The organism is Pseudomonas sp. NFXW11, assembly GCF_049887815.1.
Lineage (GTDB): Bacteria > Pseudomonadota > Gammaproteobacteria > Pseudomonadales > Pseudomonadaceae > Aquipseudomonas.
In genome coordinates, this window is sequence record NZ_JAGEKI010000003.1 from 55,719 (window position 1) to 79,236 (window position 23,518).

At 63.8% G+C, this 23,518-nt stretch carries 21 protein-coding genes; 16 read left to right on the plus strand and 5 right to left on the minus strand.

The genetic code is table 11. The features are described from left to right. Positions 1-108 precede the first annotated feature (108 nt). The 4 genes from speA to J4P02_RS06065 all read right to left on the minus strand — a co-directional run bounded on the left by speA (position 109) and on the right by J4P02_RS06065 (position 4,418). Positions 109-2,022, minus strand: coding sequence for an arginine decarboxylase (gene speA / locus J4P02_RS06050; RefSeq protein WP_426188678.1), 1,914 nt, complete (start codon positions 2,020-2,022; stop codon positions 109-111). Between the two features lie 222 nt (positions 2,023-2,244). Next, a complete protein-coding gene (locus tag J4P02_RS06055; RefSeq protein WP_426188679.1) occupies positions 2,245-2,616 on the minus strand; it encodes a translation initiation factor Sui1 in 372 nt (123 codons plus the stop codon). A 194-nt stretch (positions 2,617-2,810) separates the two neighbouring features. After that, positions 2,811-3,347, minus strand: coding sequence for an NUDIX hydrolase (locus J4P02_RS06060; protein ID WP_426188680.1), 537 nt, complete (start codon positions 3,345-3,347; stop codon positions 2,811-2,813). A gap of 3 nt (positions 3,348-3,350) precedes the next feature. Then, positions 3,351-4,418, minus strand: a complete 1,068-nt coding sequence (locus J4P02_RS06065; protein WP_426188681.1) for a DUF2333 family protein — start codon at positions 4,416-4,418, stop codon at positions 3,351-3,353. Positions 4,419-4,705: 287 nt separating this feature from the next. Between J4P02_RS06065 and gcbA the strand changes: the two genes are divergently transcribed. From gcbA to J4P02_RS06145, 16 genes are all read left to right on the plus strand, one after another. Further along, complete coding sequence (gene gcbA / locus J4P02_RS06070) at positions 4,706-6,376, plus strand: diguanylate cyclase GcbA (RefSeq protein ID WP_426188682.1); 1,671 nt, start codon at positions 4,706-4,708, stop codon at positions 6,374-6,376. Between the two features lie 971 nt (positions 6,377-7,347). Beyond that, positions 7,348-8,391, plus strand: a complete 1,044-nt coding sequence (locus J4P02_RS06075; RefSeq protein WP_426189002.1) for a methyl-accepting chemotaxis protein — start codon at positions 7,348-7,350, stop codon at positions 8,389-8,391. A 232-nt stretch (positions 8,392-8,623) separates the two neighbouring features. Further along, on the plus strand, positions 8,624-9,079 hold the full coding sequence (gene aroQ / locus J4P02_RS06080; RefSeq protein ID WP_426188683.1) for a type II 3-dehydroquinate dehydratase: 456 nt from the start codon (positions 8,624-8,626) through the stop codon (positions 9,077-9,079). Between the two features lie 24 nt (positions 9,080-9,103). Then, positions 9,104-9,565 (plus strand): acetyl-CoA carboxylase biotin carboxyl carrier protein, encoded by a 462-nt coding sequence (gene accB / locus J4P02_RS06085; RefSeq protein ID WP_426188684.1) that lies wholly within the window; start codon positions 9,104-9,106, stop codon positions 9,563-9,565. Positions 9,566-9,582: 17 nt separating this feature from the next. Beyond that, a complete protein-coding gene (gene accC / locus J4P02_RS06090) occupies positions 9,583-10,944 on the plus strand; it encodes an acetyl-CoA carboxylase biotin carboxylase subunit (protein WP_015633996.1) in 1,362 nt (453 codons plus the stop codon). Between the two features lie 241 nt (positions 10,945-11,185). After that, the gene (gene prmA, locus J4P02_RS06095) at positions 11,186-12,064 is read left to right on the plus strand and encodes a 50S ribosomal protein L11 methyltransferase (protein ID WP_426188685.1); all 879 of its coding nucleotides are present in this window, start codon (positions 11,186-11,188) and stop codon (positions 12,062-12,064) included. A gap of 30 nt (positions 12,065-12,094) precedes the next feature. After that, positions 12,095-13,393, plus strand: coding sequence for a DUF3426 domain-containing protein (locus J4P02_RS06100; RefSeq protein WP_426188686.1), 1,299 nt, complete (start codon positions 12,095-12,097; stop codon positions 13,391-13,393). A gap of 195 nt (positions 13,394-13,588) precedes the next feature. Next, positions 13,589-14,602: a tRNA dihydrouridine synthase DusB gene (dusB, locus tag J4P02_RS06105; RefSeq protein ID WP_426188687.1), complete on the plus strand. Its 1,014-nt coding sequence runs from the start codon at positions 13,589-13,591 to the stop codon at positions 14,600-14,602. Next, the gene (gene fis / locus J4P02_RS06110; RefSeq protein ID WP_003186237.1) at positions 14,599-14,919 is read left to right on the plus strand and encodes a DNA-binding transcriptional regulator Fis; all 321 of its coding nucleotides are present in this window, start codon (positions 14,599-14,601) and stop codon (positions 14,917-14,919) included. The genes dusB and fis overlap by 4 nt, the downstream gene beginning before the upstream one ends. Positions 14,920-15,002: 83 nt before the next feature. Further along, positions 15,003-16,610, plus strand: a complete 1,608-nt coding sequence (gene purH, locus J4P02_RS06115) for a bifunctional phosphoribosylaminoimidazolecarboxamide formyltransferase/IMP cyclohydrolase (protein ID WP_426188688.1) — start codon at positions 15,003-15,005, stop codon at positions 16,608-16,610. Positions 16,611-16,780: 170 nt separating this feature from the next. After that, positions 16,781-18,070 (plus strand): phosphoribosylamine--glycine ligase, encoded by a 1,290-nt coding sequence (gene purD / locus J4P02_RS06120; protein WP_426188689.1) that lies wholly within the window; start codon positions 16,781-16,783, stop codon positions 18,068-18,070. Between the two features lie 99 nt (positions 18,071-18,169). Then, positions 18,170-20,956, plus strand: coding sequence for a response regulator (locus tag J4P02_RS06125; RefSeq protein ID WP_426188690.1), 2,787 nt, complete (start codon positions 18,170-18,172; stop codon positions 20,954-20,956). Between the two features lie 63 nt (positions 20,957-21,019). Beyond that, a complete protein-coding gene (locus tag J4P02_RS06130) occupies positions 21,020-21,616 on the plus strand; it encodes a MarC family protein (RefSeq protein ID WP_426188691.1) in 597 nt (198 codons plus the stop codon). Positions 21,617-21,642: 26 nt separating this feature from the next. Beyond that, the gene (locus J4P02_RS06135; protein WP_426188692.1) at positions 21,643-22,101 is read left to right on the plus strand and encodes a hypothetical protein; all 459 of its coding nucleotides are present in this window, start codon (positions 21,643-21,645) and stop codon (positions 22,099-22,101) included. Positions 22,102-22,123: 22 nt separating this feature from the next. Then, entirely contained in the window at positions 22,124-22,666 is a 543-nt protein-coding gene (locus J4P02_RS06140) for a CPCC family cysteine-rich protein (protein ID WP_426188693.1), read from the plus strand. Next, positions 22,663-23,091, plus strand: a complete 429-nt coding sequence (locus J4P02_RS06145) for an SMI1/KNR4 family protein (protein ID WP_426188694.1) — start codon at positions 22,663-22,665, stop codon at positions 23,089-23,091. The genes J4P02_RS06140 and J4P02_RS06145 overlap by 4 nt, the downstream gene beginning before the upstream one ends. 73 nt (positions 23,092-23,164) lie before the next feature. Here J4P02_RS06145 and J4P02_RS06150 read toward each other — a convergent pair whose 3' ends face one another. Next, on the minus strand, positions 23,165-23,425 hold the full coding sequence (locus J4P02_RS06150; protein ID WP_426188695.1) for a hypothetical protein: 261 nt from the start codon (positions 23,423-23,425) through the stop codon (positions 23,165-23,167). Positions 23,426-23,518: the final 93 nt, after the last annotated feature.

Consider the following 23,518-nt stretch of genomic DNA (forward strand, 5'->3'; position numbering starts at 1 on the left):
CTCGCTGCATCCACCACGGATGCCTGGGTGCAGGCTAGCTGCAAAGCACAACGCCCAGGCAAAAAAAACCCACCGCAAGCGGTGGGTTGTGGATCGCCGCCCTGGTTGTCAGGAAGACAGGTAGGACGAGCGGGTCAGGCCCAGACGCAGTGCGTCGAGGAACTGGGTGCGCTCGGCGGTGCTGATCTTGGCGCTGGCAACCTTGTCGCGGTAATGAGTCATCAACTCCTCCGGCGACAGGTGCACATAGCGCAGCATGTCTTCGATGGTGTCGTGGGTCTCGATCCCGGCGTGGTACACGCTGCCGTTGGGCCGCTGGTAGATGTTCACCGAGTCGGTGTCGCCGAACAGGTTGTGCATGTCACCGAGGATTTCCTGGTAGGCGCCCACCAGGAAGATCCCCAGCAGGTAGTCCTCGCCCTCGTTGAGGCCATGCACCGGCAGGCTGGTCTCGATGCTCTGCTCGTCGACGTACTGCTTGATCTTGCCGTCGGAGTCGCAGGTCAAGTCTTGCAGCACGGCGCGGCGCAGTGGTTCTTCGTCCAGGCGATGCAGCGGCAGGATCGGCAGTACCTGGCCGATGGCCCAGGTGTCCGGCAGGCTCTGGAACACCGAGAAGTTGCAGATGTACTTGTCGGCCAGCTTGTCGTTGAGCTCGTCCAGCACCTGGCGGTGGGAACGCTGGCGCGCCTTGAGCGAGTTGTGCAGGCGCCGGCAGACGGCGAAGTAGCACTGCTCGGCCAGGGCTTTTTCCGCCAGGGTCAGCTTGCCGTCGGCGTACTGGGCGGCTACGTCGCTCATGTAGTGGGTGGCGCGCCAGTAGGTTTCGGTAACCATCTCGATGTCGGTCGGGCCCAGCAGGTCCACCAGCCATTGCACGGTTTCCGGCAGCTCGTCCTTGTTCTCGATCTTCGGCACGTCGTCGTTGTGTTTCTCGACGTCGGTGACCTGCACCACCAGCATGGCGTGGTGGGCAGTCAGGGAACGGCCGCTCTCGGAGAAGATGTTCGGGTGCGGCAGGTTCTGCGCATCGCAGAACTCCTTGAGCATGCCCACCACCACGCCGGCGTAGTCGTCCATGTCGTAGTTGATCGAACTGGCGTTGCGCGAGTGGGTGCCGTCGTAGTCGACGCCCAGGCCGCCGCCGACATCGATATGGTCCACCGGCAGGCCGAGGTTGCGCAGTTCGCCGTAGTAGCGGATGGCTTCCTTGAAACCGTGCTGGTAGTCCGCCAGGTTGGCGATCTGCGAGCCCATGTGGAAGTGCAGCAGGCGGATGCCCTGGTCCAGGCCGGCAGCGCGGAAGCGCTCCACCACCGACAGCAACTGCGCCGCCGACAGGCCGAACTTGGATTTTTCGCCGCCGGTGTCGGCCCACTTGCTCGACGCCAGGGACGACAGGCGTACCCGCAGGCCAACCTGTGGCTTGACCTTGAGCGATGCCGCTTCCTCGATCACCAGGCCCACTTCGGACTCTTTCTCGATGACGATGAACACGTTGTGGCCAAGCTTCTGGCCCATCAGCGCGAGGCGGATGAACTCGCGGTCCTTGTAGCCGTTGCAGACGATGGTGCCGCCCTTCGGCGCCAGCGCCAGCACCGCCAGCAGCTCAGGCTTGGAGCCGGCTTCCAGACCGATGGAGACGTTCTGGGTGGCGATGATGTTCTCGATCACCGCTTCCTGCTGGTTGACCTTGATCGGGTACAGGGCGGTGTATTTGCTCTGGTATTCCAGGCGCGCGATGTTGGCGTCGAAAGCGCCGGTCAGCTGGCGCACGCGGTCCTGGAGAATGTCCGGAAAGCGCACCAGCAGCGGCAGCGACAAGCCGCTCTTGCGCAACTCGGCGACCTGTTCGAACAGATCGATGGGCAAGCTGCTCGGGCCGTTGGGGCGAACTTCGACGCGACCGGCGTCATTGATCGCGAAATACCCGGCCCCCCAATGGCGGATCCCGTAGACACTGCGGCTGTCCGCAACTGTCCATTGGCTGCCATCGTCTTTACGTGTGCGTCGTACGGACATCGAAGTCCCCTATAAAGAAGTCATAGAGCGCCACCCCGATTCAGGGCTGGCGCAGTCTAAAGAATGAAAATGACGATTTGGCCTGCAAGCGCAATAGACCGCGCCTGCCGTGCCGAGTTTAGAAACCGTTCATGAACAGGCTCTGTGAAAACCATGGAGACGATGCCGCGCGCCCAGTCGGTCGGCGCGGTATCCAGTCACAGGTGGTTTTCACAGAGGCTGCTAGCCGCCGGACTTCTTTGCCTTGAAACCGTGCTTGAGCAGTTCCGCCAAGAGTAGCTCGACATGGTCGCCCTGGATCTCGATCACGCCATCCTTCAAGGCACCACCGGTACCGCAACGTTTCTTCAACGTCGTGGCCAGTTCCTTGAGGGCGTCTTCGGCCAGGGGCACGCCGGTGATGGTGGTCACCGTCTTGCCGCCACGTCCCTTGCTCTCGCGACGTACGCGGGCAATGCCGTCGCCGGCGGGAATCACGCTTTGTTTGCAGATACAGGCGGCCACCGGCTGGCTACAGTCCGGGCAATGTCGACCTGCGTCGGTGGAAAACACCAGGCCACCAAGGGCGGCGAAGGATGCGGCTTTTTTGGCCACCGGCAATCCTCTTGGGAGGACAAAGACTGGTCGCAGCACAGGGGGCTGTCGACCGCGAAGCCCCACTCAGGCAGGGGCAGCGCTACTGAGCCGGGCCGCGGGTAACAGCGGCACCGGTTCAGCTTGAAAAGTCGCGCAGTGTAACGGCAAAAAGGCCGGTTGCTAAGAGCCAATCAGCGTCAATTTATGCAACTTTAACGACGCCGCGCCAGATAGCGCTGCAAAGCGGCCAGGGAGTCCGGGCAATAGGGCTTTTCGTGGATTTCCCGCAGCACCTGGTCGAGGGGCAGGAAGTGCGCTTCCAGCACTTCTTCCGGCTGCAGGCGCAGCGGGCCGTCCCACTCCGCGGAGAAGGCCGAGCACCAGAGGCGGTTGTCGCTGTCCTCGAAATAGAAGTGGTCATGGGCGACGAGCTCGACCCCGCTCACCCCCAGTTCCTCCTCCAGCTCGCGGGCCGCCGACTCGGCGTAGCTCTCGGTGGCCAGCACCATGCCGCCGGCGGCGACATCCCAGTAGCCCGGGTAGACCGCCTTGCTCAGGGTGCGCCGGTGCACGCACAGTTCACCGGCGGAGTTGAACAGCATGATGTAGGTGCCGCGACCGATCAGCGCACGCTGGCGCAGTTCAGAGCGAGCCATGGCACCCAGCAGCTGGTCTTCGCCATCGACCCAGGCGATCTGTTCGGCATCGGAGGCGGCACGATGGGCCGCCTCGTTGGGGGTTGCGACCATGGATCAGCCCTGATTGAGCAGTTGACGCAGATCGATGACCGCCGCGTTGGCCCGGGAAATATAGTTGGCCATTACCAGCGAGTGGTTGGCCAGCACCCCGAAACCGCTGCCGTTGAGGATCATCGGGCTCCAGACCGGTTCCTGCGACGCCTCCAGCTCACGAATGATCTGGCGCACGCTGACGGTGGCGTTCTTCTTCGCCAGCACGTCGGCGAAGTCCACTTCGATAGCCCGCAGCAGATGCGACAGCGCCCAGGCCTGGCCACGGGCTTCGTAGAACACGTTGTCGATCTGCATCCATGGGGTTTCCTCGATTTCCTCGCCCACCTGCGGCACCTGCCCGGGAGCCGAGACTTCGGTTTTCGACGCGGTATTGAGCTTGACCCGGCCAACGCTGGCCGACAGCCGCTGGGACAGCGAGCCCAGGCGCGTGCCGACATCACCCAACCAGTTGTTGAGGTTGTCGGCCCGGGCGTAGAACTGCGCGGTCTTCTGGTTCGGGTCGGACAGGCGCGCCTGGTAGCGGCTCAGAGAATTGATGCCTTCCTGGTACTCCGACTCGCTGGACGGCAGGATCCAGCTCTTGTTGTCGAAGTTGAAGCGCGGCTCGGCCTTGGCCAGGTCGGCGTCTTCGGCGGACTGCGACTGGGAACGGGCGAAGTCCTTGCGCAGTGCGCGGGTCAGGTCGCGAACCTGGACCAGCACGCCGTATTCCCAGCTCGGCATGTTGTCCATCCACAGGCCCGGCGGGAAGCGGTCGTTGGAGATATAGCCACCGGGCTTGTCCAGCAGGGTGCCGACCACGGTCTTCAGGGTTTCCACCGTGGTGTAGCCCACCACCATCTGCCGGCCTTCCTTCTCGGCGGCGATCTGCGCGTTCTGCTGCACCGGGAACAGTGCCGGCTCCTGGCTCCAGTACCAGCCCAGGGCACCGGTCACCAACAGGTACAGGCCCAGCAAGGTGGCCAGGGCACGACTGAACAGCAGGCCACCGAAATAGCTGCGTGTCGCCGACTTGGGTTGGGCAGTACGATCCGGCGCGCTGCCTGCGCGGTTCTTCCAATCCAGCATGGCTATGTCCTTTCAATCACTTGAGTTCATCGGTTCGACCACAACCCTACTCCATCGTGCCTTGCCTTGACGGACAACAATTCCGGCAAATGCGCGCCGCGCAATGATTGCGAATCAGGCAGCCACTATAAATGAAGCAAGGGCCGGAACCTATGCGACCAGTCGGTCGAGAACTGAATCGCTTGGCTTTGCACATTATTGACGTACGACACTCATGGGACGCAAAAGTGGTGCTAGCATAGAGCCACCAGTCGATCTCAGCATGCACCCTAACTAGTAGTCAGGATATGACCGAGCCAGAAGACCCCAGCCGTGAGCGCCTCAAGCACCACTTTGCCCAGCGGGTAATTCATCAGGCACGTCAGATTCTTGAGATATGGCAGCGTCTGCAACGCAGCGAATGGTCGACCACCGACATGTCGGAACTGTGCGAGGCCAACCTGCGCCTGCTGCGTTTCGCCGAACGCTTCGAACAGCCCGAGCACACCCAACTGGCCCGCAGCATCAGCCAGTCCCTGGAAGCGGTGGACGCCAACCGCGGGCGCCTCAGCAGCTCGCTGATCACCGACCTCAACCGCTTGATGCAACGCCTGTCACGCACCGGCCTGCGCCACGGCGACCAGCTCGAACAGACCTTCCTGCCGCCTCTGCGCAAACCCATCTACGTCATGCTGCAGGACTACGATCGGGCCGAGCGCCTGGCCAAGCAGCTGGAGTTCTTCGGCCTCAGCGCCCAGGCCCTGGACAGCATCGCGGCCTTCCGCTCGTCCATGGTCGAGCGTCTGCCGGCGGCCATCGTTATCGACGTCGACTTCTGCGGCAGCGGCATGGGCCTGACCCTGGCGGCCGAGGCCCAGGTCGGCTTGGAACAGAAACTGCCGCTGCTGTTCTTCAGCCTGCACGAAACCGACACCCCGACCCGCCTCGCTGCAGTGCGCGCCGGCGGCGAGGAGTTCCTCACCGGCACCCTGGAAGCCTCCAGCCTGCTGGAGAAGATCGAGGTGCTGACCTGCGTCGCCCAGTACGAGCCCTATAAAGTGCTGATCATCGACGACTCCCGGGCCCAGGCGCTGCACACCGAGCGCCTGCTCAACAGCGCCGGCATCGTCACCCGCACCCTGATCGAGCCGATCCAGGCCATGGCCGAACTGGCGGACTTCCAGCCGGACCTGATCATCCTCGACATGTACATGCCGGCCTGCACCGGCACCGAGCTGGCCAAGGTGATCCGCCACAACGACCGCTATGTCAGCGTGCCGATCATCTACCTGTCCGCCGAGGACGACCTGGACAAACAGCTGGACGCCATGAGCGAAGGCGGCGACGACTTCCTCACCAAGCCGATCAAGCCGCGGCACCTGATCACCACCGTGCGCAACCGCGCGGCGCGGGCGCGCAACCTCAAGGCGCGGATGGTCCGCGACAGCCTCACCGGCCTGTACAACCACACCCATATCCTGCAACTGCTGGAAGACTGCAGCTTCCGCGCCCGCCGCGAGAACAAGCCGCTGAGCTTCGCCATGCTGGACATCGACCACTTCAAGCGGGTCAACGACAGCCACGGCCACCCCATGGGCGACCGAGTGATCAAGAGCCTGGCGCTGTTTCTCAAGCAGCGCCTGCGCAAGACCGACTTCATCGGCCGCTACGGCGGCGAGGAATTCGCCATCGTCATGCCCGACACCGACCAGGACGCCGCCTGCAAGGTGCTCGACGAAATCCGCCAGCGCTTTGCCGAGATCCACTACCCGGCCCAGCCACAGGACCTGTGGTGCACCTTCAGCGCCGGGGTGGTGGAGATGCAGGACGACTCCGACAGCCTGCTGATGGCCAGCCAGGCGGACGAAGCCCTGTACCGCGCCAAGCACAGCGGACGCAACCGGGTACTGCCCGCGCGGCAATCAAGTCAAAGTGCCAGCTTTTCATCGGATTCCACCGAGTCGGTCATAACCTTGTAATACAAACGCAATAAATTCAGGCGCTTACCATTTTTGCCGTTGGTAGAGCCCCGATGCGCCTGAAGCTGCTGACCAATCTCAACACCCTGCTGTTAGTTGCCGTATGCCTGGCCCTGGGGGCGACGCTCTGGTGGTCGCAGCGGGCCCTGGAACGCCCCTACCTGTTGATGGAGCGCTACCTGGGGCTGTCCCAGCAGTTCCAGAATCAGGCAGCGCGCAATATCGAGGACTACCTGGCCAGCGGCGACGCCCTGCGCCTGAGCGCCGCGGCCCAGGCCATCGAAACCCTGCAGGGCGAGCTCAACCAGCTGCCAGCGCCATTGGCGCAAAGCCTGCGGCCGAGCCTGACCAGCCTCGACGACTTCAGCAAGACCGACCTGCTGGCCGCCGGCAAGCTGGCGGGCGACCCCCAGGCCCTGCTGCTGCAGGCCGAGCGCGAACTGGGGGCCAACCTCGACCAGCTCAGCCAGTACGCCACTGACGCCAAGAATGCCGACGCCCCGGCCTACCTGCCGCTGCTGCTGAATGCCGCGCAACACTTGGGCAAACTCTCCCTGGCCCGAGACAAGCTGGTGAGCAGCGGCCGCAGCGAACTGGCCGCCGACGTCGAGCGCGAGCTGAACAATATCCGTGCCCAGGCCGACCGGCTTGAAGCCCTGCCTTTATTGGGCGTGGCCGCCAGCAGCGAATCCGGCACCGATGATTTCGCCGCCATGATGGGCCTGGAAAACACCCAGAAAGCCGCCGCCGAAGACGCTGGCGTTGCCCTCAAGCGCGAACTTAATAGCTTGCTCAAGCGCTATCCGGCGGAGCTGGAACGCACCCGGCAACAGATCCAGAAGCGCGCCGACCTGAGCGCCGCCACTCTGCTGAAGATCACCGCCGTGCGCCAGGCCATCGCCGAACTGGAGCCCGCGGTACGCGCCCAGCATGGGCAGATCCAGAGCGAAGTACGCCTGATGCAAGGGCTGATGATCGGCCTGATCCTGCTGATCGCCCTGGTAATCGACAGCCTGCAACGCAAGCTGGCCCGGGTCCTGACCAACCTGGCCCCCGCGCTCTCGACCTGGGCCGAAGGCGACTTCAGCCGGCCGATCGAGCTGGGCAAGACCAATCATGAGTTGCACGCCATCGAAGCATCCCTGAATCGCCTGCGGGCTTACCTGGTGGATCTGGTGGACACCATCCGCCAGAACGCCGAACAGGTGGCCGGCAGCAGCCGCACCCTGGCCGACCTCAGCAGCGGCCTGCACAGCGGTGCCGAGCGCCAGGCCGGCGATACCGCGCAGATCCGCGATGCCCTGGGCGAACTGGAAGCCACCATCCAGCAAGTGGCCGGCGACGCCAGCCAGGCCGCCGATGCCAGCCGCAGTGCCGGGCTGGCGGTGCAGCAGGGGCAGAAAGTGATAGGCCTGAGCCTCACCGGATTGCACGCGCTTGTAGGGGAAGTCCAGGGCAACGCGCAGATGATCGAGCACCTGGCCCAGGAGTCCGCCACCATCGGCGGGGTGCTGACGGTGATTCGCTCTATCGCCGACCAGACCAACCTGCTGGCCCTGAATGCCGCCATCGAGGCTGCCCGGGCCGGAGAAATGGGCCGCGGTTTTGCCGTGGTGGCCGAAGAAGTGCGCTCCCTGGCCCAGCGCACCGCCGGCGCCACGGCAGAAATCCAGACCCTGATCGCCGGCCTGCAATCCGCCGCGCAGCAATCGGTGCAAGGCATGCGCGCCCAGGTCGAGCATGCCGAGGCCACCGCCAGCCAGGCCCAGGCCGCCGACGGTGCCCTGGATGAAATAGTCGGGGCCATCCAGACCATCGCCGACACCGCGGTACGCATCGCCGATGTCACCGCCCAGCAGAGCGGTGCGGTCAGCGAGATCCGCGACCACAGCGAACGCATCCACCAGTTGGGCGGCGACAATCTATTGCGCATCGGCCAGGGCCGAGCCCAAGGCGAGAACCTGCTGGATCTTGGCGGCCAATTGCACACTGCAGTACAGGCCTTCCGCGTCTGAACCCAACTCGGCAGCCGCAGGCTGCAACAGCGTTGAAATTCGCCAAGATGCACACCAGGAGCGGTACGCGCCGATCCTCCGGGCAAGTGACCGATTTTAATCAGCCGGTCATATATTTTGCGCAAACATCGGTCATCGTGCTGGCTATTGCCGGGAACTGGACAGTCACAAAGGCTTTCCGGCATAGTCGCCGGGTTCTGACAACAGCCCCCCGACCACCAAGGAACCACCGATGGCCACCCTACTGGTGCTGCATGGCCCCAACCTGAACCTGCTCGGCACCCGTGAACCGGGGGTCTACGGCGCCACCACCCTGGCCCAGATCAACCAGGATCTGGAGCAAAGGGCCCGTGCCGCCGGGCATCATCTGCAATACCTGCAGAGCAATGCCGAGTACGAATTGATCGAGCGCATCCATGCCGCTCGCGATGAAGGCGTGGACTTCATCCTGATCAATCCAGCAGCTTTTACACATACAAGTGTCGCTTTACGTGACGCGCTGCTGGCGGTGAGCATCCCATTCATCGAAGTGCATTTGTCCAACGTGCATAAACGCGAAGCTTTCCGCCATCACTCCTACTTTTCCGATGTAGCGGTTGGAGTGATCTGCGGCCTTGGCGCCAGCGGTTACCGCTTGGCCCTGGAGGCCGCACTAGAGCAGCTTGAACAACAAGCTAAACGCCCCTGAACGACCCCTGGGAGTTGATGATTAATGGATATCCGTAAAGTCAAGAAACTGATCGAACTGCTGGAAGAGTCCGGCATCGACGAGCTGGAGATCAAGGAAGGCGAAGAGTCCGTGCGCATTAGCCGCCACAGCAAGACTCCAGCCCAGCAGTACTACGCTCCAGCTCCGGTTGCCGCGCCAGTGGCTGCACCCGCCGCTGCTGCCGCGCCTGCCGCCGCCGCTCCTGCTGCCCCGGCCGCCCCTGCGCTGAACGGCACCGTGGCTCGCTCGCCAATGGTCGGCACCTTCTACCGCAAGTCTTCGCCAAGCTCGCCAGCCTTCGTTGAAGTTGGCCAGAGCGTGAAGAAAGGCGACACCCTGTGCATCGTCGAAGCGATGAAGATGATGAACCACATCGAAGCTGAAACCAGCGGTGTGATCGAATCCATCCTTGTCGAAGACGGCCAGCCGGTTGAGTACGACCAACCGCTGTTCACCATCGTTTGAACTGCGGAGAGTCTTTGATGTTGAAGCCTGCGAAGTTGGAAAAAGTCCTGATCGCCAACCGCGGCGAAATCGCCCTGCGGATCCTGCGTGCCTGCAAGGAAATGGGGATCAAGACCGTCGCCGTCTATTCCAAGGCCGACAAGGAGCTGATGCACCTGGGCCTGGCAGACGAATCCGTATGCATCGGCCCTGCGCAAGCCGCGCAGTCCTACCTGCACATCCCGGCCATCATCGCCGCTGCTGAAGTCACTGGCGCCACGGCGATCCACCCTGGCTACGGCTTCCTCGCGGAAAACGCCGACTTCGCCGAACAGGTGGAAAACTCCGGCTTCGCCTTCATTGGCCCGAAAGCCGAAACCATCCGCCTGATGGGCGACAAGGTATCGGCCAAGCACGCCATGATCGCTGCCGGTGTACCAACGGTTCCAGGTTCCGACGGCCCGCTGCCGGAAGACGAGGAAACCGCCCTGCGCATCGGCCGTGAAGTCGGCTACCCGGTGATCATCAAGGCTGCCGGTGGCGGTGGTGGTCGCGGCATGCGCGTGGTGCACAAGGAAGAAGACCTGATCGCCTCGGCGAAACTGACCCGCTCCGAAGCCGGCGCGGCGTTCGGCAACCCGATGGTCTACCTGGAGAAGTTCCTGACCAACCCACGTCACGTGGAAGTCCAGGTACTGTCCGACGGCCAGGGCAACGCCATCCACCTGGGCGACCGCGACTGCTCGCTGCAGCGCCGGCACCAGAAGGTCCTCGAAGAAGCACCGGCACCGGGCATCGACGAGACTGCGCGCCAGGAAGTCTTCGCTCGCTGCGTCAAGGCCTGCATCGACATCGGCTACCGTGGCGCCGGCACCTTCGAGTTCCTCTACGAGAACGGCCGCTTCTACTTCATCGAGATGAACACTCGCGTGCAGGTAGAGCACCCGGTATCGGAGATGGTCACCGGTATCGACATCGTCAAGGAAATGCTCAGCATTGCCGCTGGCAACAAGCTGTCGTTCACCCAGGACGACGTGGTGATCCGCGGCCACGCGCTGGAATGCCGGATCAACGCCGAAGACCCGAAAACCTTCATGCCAAGCCCAGGCACGGTCAAGCATTTCCATGCCCCGGGCGGCAACGGCGTGCGTGTCGACTCGCACCTGTACAGCGGTTACGCGGTTCCACCGAACTACGACTCGCTGATCGGCAAGCTGATCACCTACGGGGCCACCCGTGACGAAGCCATGGCGCGCATGCGCAATGCGCTGGACGAGATCGTGGTCGACGGGATCAAGACCAATATCCCGCTGCACCGCGACCTGACCCGTGACGAAGGCTTCTGCAAAGGGGGGGTGAACATTCACTACCTCGAGCACAAGCTGGCCGAGCAACACTGATCGGCACTCGCCACACCGCCAAGGCCGCTTTCGAGCGGCCTTGGCATTTCTGCAATACCCTCCCCCGCCACCCTGTAGGAGCGAGCTTGCTCGCGAACCGCGCAGCGGCCACTCCCCGATCAACCACCATCGCGACCCAGCAATAGGCATCCCCCTCGCTCCCAAGGGGCGTCTCGCGTAAACTTGCGCGCTTCTCGCGGCCCGCTAGGCTGCACAACACATTTTTTCAAAGGTGCCCGCCATGCCTTGGCTGCAAGTCCGTCTCGCCATCAGCCCAGAACAAGCCGAAACCTATGAAGACGCATTCCTTGAAGTCGGCGCCGTATCGGTGACCTTCATGGACGCCGAGGATCAGCCGATCTTCGAACCCGAACTCAACACCACCCCGCTCTGGTCCCACACCCATCTGCTGGCCCTGTTCGAAGGCGGCACCGAAGCCGCCAGCGTGCTCGCCCATATGGAACTGTTGACCGGCAGCCCGCTGCCCGAACACCACAGCGAAGTGATCGAGGACCAGGATTGGGAGCGCAGCTGGATGGACAACTTCCAGCCGATGCGCTTCGGCCAGCGCCTGTGGATCGTTCCCAGCTGGCACGCCGCGCCCGAACCGGACGCAGTCAACCTGCTGCTCGATCCGGGCCTGGCCTTCGGCACCGGCACCCACCCGACCACCGCCCTGTGCCTGGAATGGCTGGACGGCCAGGAGCTGAAAGACTGCAACGTGCTGGACTTCGGCTGCGGCTCGGGAATCCTCGCCATTGCCGCCCTGCTGCTGGGCGCCAAGCAGGCCGTGGGCACCGATATCGATGTGCAGGCCCTGGAAGCCTCTCGCGACAACGCCGGACGCAACGGCATTGCCGACGAACTGTTCCCGCTGTACCTGCCTGAGCAACTACCCCAGGTGCAGGCCGATGTGCTGGTGGCCAACATCCTTGCCGGCCCGCTGGTGTCCCTGGCCCCGCAACTGTCGGGCCTGGTGAAGTCTGGCGGGCGCCTGGCGCTGTCCGGCATCCTCGCCGAACAGGGCGAAGAAGTGGCCGCGGCTTATGCCCAGGACTTCGATCTGGACCCGATCGCCACCCTCGATGGCTGGGTGCGCATCACCGGCCGTCGGCGCTAGAATGGCCGCCTGCATAATCCGGATGGCCGCATGACCGACAGCTTCGTCACCCAGTGCCCGCACTGCCAGACCCGCTTCCGTGTCAGCCACGCTCAATTGAGCGTGGCCCGCGGCGTGGTGCGCTGTGGCTCCTGCTTGCAGGTGTTCAATGCCGCCCGCCAGTTGCTCGAGCAGCGCGCGGCCAAGGAAAACGCGGCCAAGAGCGCCACCCGGCCCAGCGCCAGCCCGGCGCAGAGCATTCCGCAACCATCAGCGCCGCCGGCATCGGCAGTGCTGGCCGCAGCGCCCGAGCCACAACGCGCCATCAGCCAGAAACAATGGTCCGCCGCGGAAATGGACCTGGATGCCCTGGACCTCGACGAAGAACTGGCCAAGCTCGAACAACGAGAGATTCAACCGACCAAGACCTTTGGCCAGGAACGGGAACACAAGGACGACGGCCTCAGCGCCCGCCGCGACCTGAAGGATGCCGACGACGGGCAATGGCCCGACGGCCTGTTCGGCAGCGCCGCGGAACAGGATGAACCCGAGCCGGCAACGCTCAAGCCCGAACCGACCAAGGAACCTGCCGACGCCGAGGCGCAGCGCCCGAGCCGCACCGAACCCTCGCTGTCGTTCAACCTGGCGGACCTGGATGACGAGCCCAAGGCTCCGAAGCTGAGCCAGGACGACGACCTGGAGCCCTTCACTGCCCACACCCCTGCGGACCACGAGCATCCTGACCAGCCGTCAACCGCCGCGCCGGGCAAGAAGCGCCGTGAGCGCAGCGAGCCCGGGGTCCAGGAAGATGTCCTGCTGGACCTGGTAGACGACCCGATCCACCTCGACTGGCAGAAACGCCGTTCGCCCTGGGGCCGGCGCCTGCTCTGGCTGCTGCTGATTCTGCTGGCCGCCGGCGGCCTGGTGGGACAATACGTCGCCTATCACTTCGAAGAACTGGCGCGCCAGGACCAGTACCGCCCCTGGTTCCAGCAACTGTGCCCGGAACTCGGCTGCACGGTGCCGTCCCGGGTGGACATCGCCCGGATCAAGAGCAGCAACCTGGTGGTGCGCAGCCACCCGGAATTCAGCGGTGCGCTGGTGGTGGACGCCATCATCTACAACCGCGCGCCCTTCTCCCAACCCTTCCCGCTGCTGGAGCTGCGTTTTGCCGACCTCAACGGTCACCTGATCGCCAGCCGCAGCTTCAAACCCGGGGAATACCTGGGCGGTGAAATGCAGGACGTCGCGGACATGCCGCCGCAGACCCCGATCCATATCGCCCTGGATATTCTCGACCCCGGGCCGAAAGCCGTGAACTACAGTCTGAGTTTCCACTCGCCCGAGTGACGCGGCTGTCCCGTTGATCCGCGACTGCGGATTTACGACAGATTTATGACGCTATCGCCAAGGCCGATCCCAGAGCGATAACGCAATAGCTGTTCAGATTTTATCCAATTCAGCCTTTATCCAGTCATCGAGAGCGGGTATCATGCCAACCCTTTTTCGAACTCTCATGATCCGGCCCCACAACAGGGAAGTCCTATGTCGGCGGTACGCATCGGCCCATATACATTGCACAACGGCTTGATTCTCGCCCCCATGGCGGGCGTCACCGACCAGCCCTTTCGTCAGCTTTGCCGGCAATTGGGCGCGGGCCTTGTAGTCTCGGAAATGGTCACCAGCGACATGAGCTTGTGGAACAGCCGCAAATCGCGGTTGCGCATGATCCACGAAGGCGATCCCGAGCCACGCTCGGTACAGATTGCCGGTGGCGATGCACAGATGCTGGCGGACGCCGCCCGCGCCAACGTCGAGTTGGGCGCACAGATTATTGATATCAACATGGGATGCCCGGCGAAGAAGGTCTGCAACAAGGCCGCCGGTTCCGCGTTGCTGAAAGACGAAGCCCTGGTCGAAGAGATTCTCCAGGCGGTGGTGGCCGCGGTGGATGTACCCGTCACCCTGAAGATCCGCACCGGCTGGGACCGGCAGAACAAGAATGGCCTGACGGTGGCGAAAATCGCCGAACAGGCGGGCATCACGGCACTGGCGGTCCACGGTCGGACCCGGGCCGACCTGTACACCGGCGAAGCCGAGTACGACACCATTGCCGCGATCAAGCAGGCAGTGTCGATACCGGTATTTGCCAACGGCGACATCGACTCGCCCCAGAAAGCCCGGCAGGTGCTGCACGCCACCGGGGTCGACGGGCTGTTGATCGGCCGGGCCGCCCAGGGGCGGCCATGGATTTTTCGTGAGATCGAACATTTTCTGCGCACCGGTGAAACCCTCCCGGCACCTGATCTGTTCGAAGTGGAACGTATTCTGCTGGAGCACCTGGCCGCGCTGCATGCCTTCTATGGGGATGTCATGGGCGTACGCATTGCGCGCAAGCATGTGGGCTGGTACCTGGCAACCCTGCCGGGCGCCAGGGAGTTTCGCGCCCACTTCAATCGTTTGGAAGATAGGGAAGCACAATGCGCCAACGTCCGTGAGTTCCTCGCAGGACGTTACAAGAGCCTGGAAACAGGGGACGGAGAGGGGGTGGCCGCATGACGATGATGACCGAGACTTTAGTGAGTGGAACAACACCCGTGAGCGACAACGTGAATTTGAAACAGCACCTCAATACCCCCAGCGAAGAAGGCCAGACCCTTCGCGGGAGTGTCGAGAAGGCGCTGCACAATTATTTCGCCCACCTTGAGGGCGCTGCCGTCACGGACGTGTACAACCTGGTGCTCTCCGAAGTCGAGGCTCCGTTGCTCGAAAGCGTGATGAACTACGTCAAGGGCAACCAGACCAAGGCCAGCGAACTCCTGGGTCTGAACCGCGGCACCCTGCGCAAGAAACTCAAGCAGTACGATTTGCTGTAAGCATTCAATCAAACCAGAAAGGCGCCCGCGTAAAAAACGGTCGCCTTTTTTGCTGACTCCTTTGCTTTGTGATGGAAATTGAGATGACCGACCAGACTACCCGCCTGCCGATCCGCCGCGCCTTGATCAGTGTTTCCGACAAGACCGGGATCCTCGAATTCGCCAAGGAGCTGGAAGCCCTGGGCGTGGAGATCCTCTCCACCGGCGGGACCTTCAAACTGCTGCAGGACAACGGCGTGTCCGCAGTGGAAGTCGCGGATTACACCGGTTTCGCGGAAATGATGGACGGCCGGGTGAAGACCCTGCATCCGAAAATCCACGGCGGCATCCTCGGTCGTCGCGGTATCGACGACGCCATCATGAACGAGCACGGGATCAAGCCGATCGACCTGGTAGCGGTCAACCTCTACCCCTTCGAGGCCACCATTTCCAAGCCGGGTTGCGACCTGCCAACGGCCATCGAGAACATCGACATCGGCGGCCCGACCATGGTTCGCTCGGCGGCCAAGAACCATAAGGACGTGGCCATCGTGGTCAATGCCAGCGACTACGCCGGCGTCCTGGAAAGCCTCAAGGCTGGTGGCCTGACCTACGCCCAGCGCTTCGACCTGATGCTCAAGGCGTTCGAACACACCGCCGCCTACGACGGCATGATCGCCAACTACATGGGCACCATCGACCAGGCCAAGGACACCCTGTCCACCGAAGAGCGCAGCGAATTCCCGCGCACCTTCAACAGCCAGTTCATCAAGGCCCAGGAAATGCGCTACGGCGAGAACCCGCACCAGAGCGCGGCGTTCTACGTGGAAGCCAAGCCTGCCGAAGTCGGCATCGCCACCGCCACCCAGCTGCAAGGCAAGGAGCTGTCCTACAACAACGTGGCCGACACCGACGCCGCGCTGGAGTGCGTGAAGAGCTTCGTCAAGCCGGCCTGCGTCATCGTCAAGCACGCCAACCCGTGCGGCGTGGCCGTGAGCCCGGACGCTGAAGGCGGCATCCGCCAGGCCTACGAACTGGCCTACGCCACCGATACCGAATCGGCCTTCGGCGGCATCATCGCCTTCAACCGCGAGCTGGATGCAGCCACCGCCAAGGCCATCGTCGAGCGTCAGTTCGTCGAAGTGATCATTGCCCCGAGCGTCAGCGAAGAAGCCCGCGCCATTGTTGCCGCCAAGGCCAACGTGCGTCTGCTGGCCTGTGGCGAATGGTCGGCTGACCGCGCTGCGGCCTGGGACTACAAGCGGGTCAACGGCGGCCTGCTGGTACAGAGCCGGGATATCGGCATGATCAGTGCCGACGACCTGAAAGTGGTGACCAAGCGCGCCCCGACCGAGCAAGAGATCAACGACCTGATCTTCGCCTGGAAAGTCGCCAAATACGTCAAGTCCAACGCCATCGTCTACGCCAAGAACCGCCAGACCATCGGTGTCGGCGCCGGCCAGATGAGCCGCGTGAACTCGGCGCGGATCGCCGCCATCAAGGCCGAGCACGCTGGTTTGCAAGTCGCCGGTTCGGTGATGGCCTCCGACGCGTTCTTCCCGTTCCGCGACGGCCTGGACAACGCCGCCAAGGTCGGTATCACCGCGGTGATCCAGCCAGGCGGCTCGATGCGTGATGCCGAAGTGATTGCCGCAGCCGACGAAGCCGGCATTGCCATGGTCTTTACGGGCATGCGCCACTTCCGCCACTAACAGCAGCCGCATGCTTCAAGCTGCAAGCGACAAGTCAGAGCCAAGCAAAGTTGCTCTTGCCTGGTCCTTGCAGCCTTCCTTTTTCAGAGCCGCACGCAGCACGGCAGGGCGATTGGAATTGCTCTTCACTTGCAGCTTGCGGCTTGTAGCTTCCTCCGAAGGAGTCTGACTTGAACGTTTTGATCATTGGTAGCGGCGGTCGTGAACACGCCCTGGCCTGGAAAGTCGCTCAGGACCCACGGGTCGAAAAAGTATTCGTCGCCCCCGGCAACGCCGGCACCGCCATCGAGGCCAAGTGCGAGAACGTCGCCATCGACGTGCTGGCCCTGGAACAGCTGGCGGATTTCGCCGAGAAGAATGTGTCCCTGACCATCGTCGGCCCGGAAGTGCCGCTGGTGGCCGGTGTGGTCGACCTGTTCCGCTCCCGTGGCCTGGACTGCTTCGGCCCCACCGCCGGTGCCGCGCAGCTGGAAGGCTCGAAAGCCTTCACCAAGGATTTCCTCGCCCGGCACAAGATCCCTACCGCCGACTACCAGAACTTCACCGAGATCGAGCCGGCCCTGGCCTACCTGCGGGAAAAAGGCGCGCCGATCGTGATCAAGGCCGACGGCCTGGCTGCCGGCAAGGGCGTGATCGTTGCCATGACCCTGGCTGAAGCCGAGGAAGCCGTGCGCGACATGCTCGCCGGCAATGCCTTCGGTGACGCCGGTTCGCGCGTGGTGATCGAGGAATTCCTCGACGGCGAAGAAGCCAGCTTCATCGTCATGGTCGACGGCAAGAACGTGCTGCCCATGGCCACCAGCCAGGACCACAAGCGCGTCGGCGACGGCGACACTGGCCCCAATACCGGGGGCATGGGCGCCTACTCCCCAGCGCCAGTGGTCACCGCCGATGTCCACCAGCGGGTGATGGACCAGGTGATCTGGCCCACCGTGCGCGGCATGGCCGAGGAAGGCAACGTCTACACCGGTTTCCTCTACGCGGGCCTGATGATCGACAAGGCCGGCAACCCGAAAGTCATCGAGTTCAACTGCCGCTTCGGCGATCCGGAAACCCAGCCGGTGATGCTGCGCCTGCAATCGAGCCTGGTGCTGCTGGTGGAAGCCGCCCTGGCCCAGGCCCTGGACAAGGTCGAAGCACAATGGGACCCACGTCCGAGCCTGGGTATCGTGCTGGCCGCCGGCGGCTATCCTGGTGACTACGCCAAGGGCGCGGCCATCACCGGCCTGGACGCCGCCGCCGCGCTGGAAGGCAAGGTGTTCCATGCCGGCACCGCGCTCAAGGACGGCCAGGTAGTGACCGCCGGCGGCCGCGTGCTCTGCGCCACCGCCATGGGCGCCAGCGTCGATGCAGCCCAGCAGCAGGCCTACCGCCTGGCGGCCGAGATCGACTGGTCCGGCTGCTTCTACCGCAAGGACATCGGCTACCGTGCCATCGCCCGTGAGCGTGGTCAGGAGTAACGCCGTCATGGACCCCGGCAAGGGCCTGGCGCCCTTGCCGTGCGGTCATTGCGCCGCGCATAGTTATAATCAGGCATCAACCAACGAAGGGATTTCGCCGTGCGCTGGCTCAGGATCGCCCTAGGCTTCACCGTCACCTTGCTGACCCTGCTCTGCTTGAATCCGGCCCTGGCCGCTCAAGGCAGTGGCTGGGCAGTATTGCTCGACGAACAGGCCGACCTGCAACTGAGCGACATCCGCTCCCCGCGCTACAGCAACCAGTTCAGCCCCACCGAACTGGACAAGCTGACCGCCGCCGAACCCGATGGTGCCCTGTGGCTGCGCTTCAAGCTCCAGCCCGGAACCCATGAACAGATCCTGCGGATCTTCGCCCCCGATCTGTCCCAACTGAATCTCTACGTGCTCGACGGCGACCAGCTGATCGAGCAAGTCAACACAGGCTCCAGCCAGCCGCAAGCGGAAAGGCCCCTGCCCAGCAGCGACTTCATGCTGCCACTGCCGCAAAGCGCCAAGCCGCTGGAGGTCTATGTGCGCCTGGTGTCGGAGCACGAACTGCGCCCCTTCATCACCCTGCAAGCAGCGGTGACCAGCGCCGCCGACCAGAGCCAGACGCTGATCTACGGCCTGCTGTTCGGCTGCCTGGCGATGCTGATCCTGCACAACCTCACCCGCTTCGCCTACACCCGTTCGCGCAGCAGCCTGTGGCTGGCGGCTTGCGAGAGCCTGCTGACCCTCAGCCTGCTGATGCTGCTGAACCTGTTCGGGCCCTGGCTGCCCGACTGGCAGGCCTGGCAAACCCCGGGCGCCTACGTGGCCCTGCTGCTGACCGCACCCTGCGGCATGATGTTCGCCTACCGCTTCTTCGCGCCGCTGGGCGAGCATCCGCTGAACCGCCTGCTGCTGGGCAATATCCTGCTGATCGGCCTGTTCGGCCTGCTGCTGCTGTTTGTCAGCACCCTGCCGCTGAACATCATCACCTACGGCCTGGTGGCCCTGGCCGGCCTGAGCATGCTGTTCGTCGGTGGCTACCACTGGCACAAGGGCTATCGCCCGGCGCGGCTGTTTGTCGCCGCCATGGTGATCTTCAACCTCGGCACCCTGGTGATACTTCCAGCCCTGCTGGGCCTGACCCTGGTGGCGCCGCAGGGGCTGATCGTGACCCTGATGAGCGTGATCTGCATCGCTGGCCTGCTGATGAGCGTGGCCCTGGGCGAGCGCCAGCGCAACATCACCGAAAACCGCTTCAGCGTCAGCCGCGACCTGGCCGCCAGCACCGCCGAGGTCAATGCCAAGGCCGAGTTCCTGGCCAAGATCAGCCATGAGATCCGCACCCCGATGAATGGCGTGCTGGGCATGACCGAACTGCTGCTGGGCACCCCGCTGTCGGTGAAGCAGCGCGACTATGTGCAAACCATCCACAGCGCCGGCAACGAGCTGCTGACCCTGATCAACGAGATTCTCGACATCTCCAAGCTGGAGTCCGGGCAGATCGAGCTGGACGACGTGCAGTTCGACCTCAACGCCCTGATCGAGGACTGCCTGAGCATCTTCCGGGCCAAGGCCGAACAGCAGAACGTCGAGCTCATCAGCTTTATCCAGCCCCAGGTGCCGCGAGTCATCAGCGGCGACCCCACGCGCCTGCGCCAGGCCCTGCTGAGCCTCTTGGAAAATGCCCTGAAGAAGACCGACGAAGGCGAAGTGCTGATTGTCGTCGCCCTTGACGAACGCAGCAGCAAGCCGCGCCTGCGCATCGCCGTGCAGGACAGCGGCCAGCCCATGGACGCCGAGGAACGCGACGCCCTGCTGCACACCGAACTGCACAGCAAGAACTTCCTCGCCACCACCCGCCTGGGAGGCAACCTCGGGCTGGTGATCGCCCGTCAGTTGATCCTGCTGATGCACGGTGAGTTCGGCATCAAGAGCGGTGGCCAGCAAGGCAGCACCCTGTGGCTGACCCTGCCGCTGGACAGCGAACGCCTGGAGCACCCCACCGCCGACCTCGACAGCCCGCTGCAGGGCGCCCGGGTGCTGGTGGTGGACGACAACGACACCTGCCGCAAGGTGCTGGTGCAGCAGTGCAGCGCCTGGGGCCTGAATGTCAGCGCCGTGCCTTCGGGCAAGGAAGCCCTGGCCCTGCTGCGCACCAAGGCGCACCTGCGGGACTACTTCGACGTGGTGCTACTGGACCAGAACATGCCCGGCATGACCGGCATGCAACTGGCGGCGAAGATCAAGGAAGACCCGAGCCTGAACCACGACATCCTGCTGATCATGCTCACCGGCATCAGCAACGCGCCGAGCAAGGTGATTGCGCGCAATGCCGGGATCAAGCGGATCCTCGCCAAGCCGGTGGCCGGCTACACCCTCAAGACCACCCTGGCCGACGAACTCAACCAGCGCGACAAGGCCCCTGCCGCCCCCTACAACCTGCCGCTCAATACCCCGCAGGTTCCGGCAGCGATCACCGTGCCCAGCGACTTCCGCATCCTGGTGGCCGAAGACAACAGCATCTCCACCAAGGTCATCCGCGGCATGCTGGGCAAGCTCAACCTGCAACCCGACACCGCCAGCAACGGCGAGGAAGCCCTGCAAGCCATGAAGGCCCAGCGCTACGACCTGGTGCTGATGGACTGCGAGATGCCGGTGCTCGACGGCTTCTCCGCGACCCAGCAACTGCGCGCCTGGGAAGTCGGTAACCAGCGTATACGCACCCCGGTGGTGGCCCTGACCGCGCACATCCTCGCCGAGCACAAGGAGCGCGCGCGCCAGGCCGGCATGGACGGGCACATGGCCAAGCCGGTGGAGCTCTCGCAGCTGCGCGAACTGGTGGAACACTGGGTCACCCAGCGCGACTTGCGCGAGCGCAGCGCCGCGCACACCAGTTAAGCCGACAGCCCCGGCGGCGCCTGTTAAACTCTGCCTCGCCCTCCCTAGTCGTGAGCTTCCACCATGCTCCACGTGCTGTTCAGCGTTTACCTGAAGATGCTGGTGCTCTATAGCCCGTTCTTCGTCCTCTCGTGCTTCATCAGCCTGACCCGAGGTTATTCCACCAAGGAGCGCCGGCGCCTGGCCTGGAAAGTCGCCCTGGCGACCCTGGTCTCCAGCGTGCTGTTGTACCTGTTCGGGCGGGTGATCTTCGGCGTGTTCGGCATCACCGTGGACGCCTTCCGCATCGGCGCCGGCAGCGTGCTGTTCATCTCCGCCCTGGGCATGGCCCAGGGCAAGTCGGCGGTGCAGACCGACAACGTGCAGCAGGACGTGACCATAGTGCCGCTGACCATTCCCCTGACCGTGGGCCCCGGTACCATCGGCGCCCTGCTGGTGATGGGGGTCAGCCAGCCGCACTGGGACGACAAGCTCACCGCCATCCTCAGCATCGCCCTGGCCAGCCTCACGGTGGGCGTGGTGCTGTACCTGTCCAACCGCATCGAACGTATCCTCGGCGACCAGGGCTTGCAGATAGTCAGCCGCCTGATGGGGCTGTTCGTCTGTGCCCTGGCGGCGCAGATCATCTTCACCGGGGTACGCGGCTACCTGGTGCCCTAGCCTGCCACCCAAGCAACGGAATGCTCATGCCCTACAGCGCCGACATGGCCTTTATCCAGCAGCAATGGCTGGACGAAGCCTACCCGCGGGAAAACACCCTGGTCCTGGGCAGTGGTTTCTACTGCCTGTTCGAGCTGCCCTGCGGGGCCAGCCAACTGCAAGACAAGGTGTGGCTTCCGGCCCTGGATCACCCGCAGGCAGAAGCCTGCGAAGGCCTGGCCACCCTGGCCTGTTCCGCCCCCGGCCCGCAGCCCTGGCAGGCCCTGGGCGGTGAATGCGCAGCCCACGGCGGCGATGGTTTCCTGGCGTTGCTGGACAAGGATTCACAGCGCTTGGTCTGGTTGCTGGTGCTGCGGGAAACCAACCCCTTCGCCCAGGTGCAAATCCGCGACCGAGATCTTCATGCCCAATCCACCAGCGGGGTCAGCCTATGCATTCCCATCCAGCGACCGGACCAGCTGACCCTGGCCTGGCCAGCCTGTTGAGCCCCTTGCAGAACAGCGCCCCATGAAGCCACTGACTCGCCTCGCGGCCATCGACCGCCTGAGCCGGCACCAACTGCTCGCACTCTCGGCGCAACAACGCGCCGATCATCTGCTGAACGTCTGGAGCCTGGGCCCCGAAGACCCGGAATTCGCCACCCTCACGGCCAGCCTGGGGGAGGAAATCCAGACCCGGGAGCCTCCGGAAAATGCCCAGGACCCGCGTTACGACGCGCTGATCCTGGTCAGCCTGCGCGGCGCCTACCTTGGCGTCAGCAACCTCTACCTGAGCCGCTGCCTGGCCGAAGCCGGCCACCCACGCCAGCCGGTCGAAGGCCCACTGGAAACCCGACTGGCCTGCCCCTGCTGCGGCTACCTGACCCTGGGCGCACGGGGCGAATACGAGATCTGCGACCTGTGCCATTGGGAAGACGACGGCAGCCAGGCGCTGGACGTGCTGAGCGGGCCCAACCACAAAACCCTGGGCCAGGCCCGGGAACACTTCGCCCAGCAGCAGGGCTGCCTGCCCCTGGACAAATGGCCACACATCAGCAAGGACCGCCCATGATTCCCCCGCAGTTGATCGCCCTGATCGAAGCCCAGCCCCGCTTCCGCCCGGGGCCCGACACCGCCGAGGTCACCCGAGCGCTGGCCACATTGGGCATTGCCCTGGACAGCGAATTCGCACAGATCTACCTGGCCTGCCACCCCGCCGACTTCGAAAGCCGAGCGAGCTACGAAGTGCTGATGGATATCGCCGAGCCCAGCGAGGAAATCCTTGTGGGCACCGAGTTCATTCATGACGTGTGGGAGCTGCCGCAGAACTTTATCGCCTTCACCTCATTGCAGGGCGAAGGCGGCTACTTGCTGGACAAGGACAGCGGCGGCGTCTGGGATTTCGACCTGGGCGACAGGGAGGCTTTTATCGCCGGGCGCATTCCCGCCAGATGGGCCAGCTTCTTCGAGTTCATCACCTGGTATTTGCAGCCCTAAGCGACAAGCTCCAAGCGACAAGTTGCAGGAGCCGGCTCAATGGGGGCCAAGAGCCCGGTTCTATCGAGCCGCCTCAGGCCTCAAGCCGCCATTGCAAGGCATCCAGCGCATCGCAGCCATCCTGCAACAGCAGGTGGGCAGCATGGACGAAGTGCTGCAGGTCACGCTCATTGACCCCTTCAAGACGCAGGCAATCCAGGCTATGCAGCAGATCACGCGAAGCCTTGATGCGTTGCAGCGCACCGCCATGCAGATCCGCTGCCGGGGCATTGCGGTCCAGGTGGTAAACCGGGGTGGGAGTAAGATTGCTTTGTAGCGGAATGAAATCTGTCATCGGTGCATCTCCATAGGTGCAAGACCACCACCCGCTGCGGCTAAACAATGGGTGGCAGCTGTACGAGGGTTAGCCGACCGGGTGCAACCTATG